This is a genomic window from Euzebyales bacterium (genome assembly GCA_036374135.1).
Lineage (GTDB): Bacteria > Actinomycetota > Nitriliruptoria > Euzebyales > JAHELV01 > JAHELV01.
The window spans coordinates 1-3,560 of record DASUUK010000059.1 but is presented as its reverse complement, the minus strand read 5'-3'; the positions used below and the strand labels follow the sequence as shown (position 1 = coordinate 3,560).

Genomic DNA, 3,560 nt, shown 5'->3' with positions numbered 1-3,560 from the left:
GGACTGCCCGACGGCGGTATCGGCACGGACCCGTCCACGGCCGCCGGCCCGCGCGTCACGGACCACAAGGGCAGCGGGTCATGACGGTCGAGGACGGCGCGCGCGGACGGCACGTTGCACCTGCCGCGAAACAATGCTTGCTGCTGGCACCACGGGACCGGCGTCGACGGTGGCCGCCGACCGGCGTCGAAGCCCGACCCGGAAACCGGCGGTGCGGTCGGTGTGGGCGGCGCTGGTGCTCATCGCGGTGGTGATCGCCGCGGGCCGTGGTCGCCTACCTGCCTCACTGGACACCGGCGGCGGTGCCGGCGTCGGCGCCCGCGACGCAGTCTCCGCGGAACGGGCGATGGATTATCTGCGTACGGTGGCGTCGCAGCCGCGATCGATCGGCACGCCCGCGCACGAGGCGACCATCGACACCATCCAGTCGCGCCTGGACGCGCTGGGTGTCGAGTCGCAGATCGTCGAGGACGGCGTCGCCACGCCCGACTTCGGACAGGTGTTCGCGGGACGCCTGCGCAACGTCATCGCCCGCATCCCCGGCACGGACAGCACCGGCGCGGTGCTGCTGATCAGCCACTACGACTCGCTGCCGACCTCGCTGAACGCCAACGACGGCGGGCTGGGCGTCGCGACCGCGCTGGAGACCGTCCGCGCACTCCAGGCCGGGCCGGCGCCGGTCAACGACATTACCCTGTGGTTCGGCGACGCCGACGCGACCACCGCGATGAACAGCCGCTGCTGCTGTTCGCCCGACAGATCCCCGAACGCGGCGTCGCGCCGCTCGGCCAGCCCCCACTCATCCAGCAGCCGCTCCCACGGCGACCCCTGCGGGACAGCACCGAGAACAGCCGCAGCGCCTCCCACACCTTCAACCGTGGAGGCAGCGCCGAGTCCTGAAGCTGGCTGCTCACCAGCCGCCGGACGCGCCAGCGTCGGTCCGCGGATCAGGGCCCAGGACGTCGAGGTCGCCGCCGTCGGCGCGCCGCAACCCCTGCAGACACTCGACCTTGTGGTCTTGCCCGACCCGTTCGGGTCGGGCGGCCCGAAGATCTCCCCGGCATGCACATCGAACGACACGTCGGCCACCGCGACGGTGGCGCCGTGCACCTTCCGCAGGTTGCGTACGCGGACGGCCAGCCCGGACGCCGCGTCGGCGCTCATGACACTCACCCCTGCACACGCTCCTAGCGTCAGTCAAACCGTGCGGATCGGTACGGCGCGCCGGGTCCAACGGCCCACCACCGACCCAGCGAAGGTCTCCGCGGCCAGCCGCATCCACGACGAGCTGCCGTCGTGGGCGATGCCGTCCAGGACCCGGTGGGGTGGGACGTTGGGCCCTGGGACGTCGAGCGTCGGCCGGCAACACTGACGTCATGTCAACTCGCGTCCTCCTCGCCAGCCTGGTCGGTGCGGCCGTCCTCGGCGTCGTCGTCGTCGCGGGTCGCTATCGGCGCGATCTCCACGACGCCTACGCCCGCCTGGCCGCGGTTGACCGGCGGGTGATCTCCACCGCGTTCGGCGCGGTCGAGTACGCCGAACGCGGCCACGGTGAACCGCTGCTGGTCAGCCACGGCATCTTCCACGGCTGCGACGGCGGACTGGTGACCGCACGAGACCTCGCGGACGACCGGCATGTCATCGCCCCCTCACGCTTCGGCTACCTCGGATCGGACCTGCCGGTCAACGCCAGCGGCGCCGTCCAGGCCGACGCGTTCGTCGCCCTGCTCGACCACCTCGACCTCGACACGGTCGACGTGATGGGGGTCTCGGCCGGCACGTCAGCCGCCGTGCAACTCGCGCTGCGCCACCCCGACCGGGTCACCCATCTGGTGATCTCCTCGGGCAACCTGCCCGGCAGTCCCACAGCGATCGCGCCGCCAGGCTGGGCCAAGGCGTTCTACTCCGATCCCGCGATGTGGACGCTGAAGGTCGCCACCCCGCCGATGCTCGAACGGCTGGTGGGCGTCCCCAAGGGATTCCCCAAGGACGCAGACGACGCCCGGGTCGTCGCCGAACTCATCGAGAGCATCTTCCCGGTCCGTCCACGCGCGCAAGGCGCCATTTTCGACGCATTCACCTCCAACCCCGAAATGAACACCTACCCGCTGGAAGCCGTGCACGTGCCGACGCTCATCATCCACGCCACCGACGACCCGCTGGCCTCCTACGACGCCGCCGCGCACGCGGCCGACCGCATCCCCCGCGCCGTCCTGGTCCGCCTCGACACGGGCGGCCACCTCCAACTGGGCCAGACCGACAGAGCGCACGCCGAGATCACCGCGTTCCTCACGACCCCAGCAAACGCCTGAGCCTCCGCCGAAGATCAGATACGGGAGCAACGCGACTCTCACCAGGCTCGCCGCCGACGCACCGGCACCGTCCCCGACACCGCCCACGCCGTCGACCGCTCCCCGCCGCCTCAGCAACAGCCTGGCGCGAGCCCCGGCAGGTACTGGACCTGGCGCCCACCGCGCCGATCATGAGCCGGGCGACGCAACAAACCGCGCAAACCCAGCTCGCTGATCGGCTGGCTGTTTCGCCCGCAACGGCCACGACAGGCGGCATGCATGCGAGGTGTCCGCCGCGGTCATCAACGACACCGTCTGTGGGCCAAACGGCAGCGGCGGGTTGAGGCCAACGACTCTTTGCACACGGAGCGTGCCGACCGAGGCTGAAGACCGTGTCAAGGAAGGTCCGCGTGATGGTGGAACGCGAGGTCGTCATCGAACGCCTTCGTGTGCTGCTGCGCCGATTGGCGGCTCGGCGGAACGTGCGGCACGCCGCGGTGGGTGTGGCCGACACACAAGGCACCTGGAGATGGAGCGACGCCCGTCGGGCAGGCGACGCCTGATGGGACCGCGATGCGCGCCAGCACACCGTGGTTCTTGGCCAGCGTGACGAAGCTGTACATCGCCGCGGTGGTGCTGCGTCTCCACGAACAAGGGATGGTGGAGCTCAGCGAGGCGGTGGTCGGCTACCTGCCGGAGCGTCTCGCCAGGGGGCTTCACGTTCTCGATGGCGTCGACTACACCAGCCAGCTCACTCTCGTTCATCTGCTCGGCCACCTCAGCGGGCTTCCCGACTGGCTTGACGAACGCCCGCCCGGTGCGAAAAGCCTGGTCGACGAGCTCGTCGAGGACGGCGACCGCGTCTGGACGTGCGAGGACGCGGTCATGCGTGCTCGAGACCGGCTCACGCCGCACTCCCACCGTCCGATCCTGCCTCGGTCAAGCCGCGGATCCGGTACAGCCACACGAACTACCAGCTGCTGACGGTCGTCGCCGAGCACGTGACCGGCGAACGGATGGCCATGCTGTATGACAAGCACCTGTTCGGACCGCTCGAGCTGGCTCGTACCTGGCTACCTGGCGACTCGCCCAAGGCGCGTGTCGACGACCCCGCAACTGCCTGGATCGGCGATCAACCCCTGCAGCGTCCCAGTGCCATGGCCTCGTTCAAAGACCTGTACGCCACGACAGACGACGTGCTCAGCTTCGGCCAGGCATGGGCGAGGGGGACGCTGTTCGACGATCCGGCCACGCACGAGCTCATGCGGC

At 70.2% G+C, this 3,560-nt stretch carries 4 protein-coding genes; all 4 read left to right on the top strand.

From position 1 onward, the window contains the following. Positions 1-220: 220 nt before the first annotated feature. Complete coding sequence (locus VFZ70_09255) at positions 221-1,372, top strand: M28 family peptidase (GenBank protein ID HEX6255984.1); 1,152 nt, start codon at positions 221-223, stop codon at positions 1,370-1,372. 4 nt (positions 1,373-1,376) lie between these two features. Next, positions 1,377-2,312, top strand: a complete 936-nt coding sequence (locus VFZ70_09250; protein ID HEX6255983.1) for an alpha/beta fold hydrolase — start codon at positions 1,377-1,379, stop codon at positions 2,310-2,312. A 426-nt stretch (positions 2,313-2,738) separates the two neighbouring features. Then, positions 2,739-3,275 (top strand): serine hydrolase domain-containing protein, encoded by a 537-nt coding sequence (locus VFZ70_09245; GenBank protein ID HEX6255982.1) that lies wholly within the window; start codon positions 2,739-2,741, stop codon positions 3,273-3,275. Beyond that, positions 3,161-3,560 (top strand): serine hydrolase domain-containing protein (locus tag VFZ70_09240; protein HEX6255981.1); only part of this gene is annotated, 400 nt, incomplete at its 3' end. The genes VFZ70_09245 and VFZ70_09240, both read left to right, overlap by 115 nt.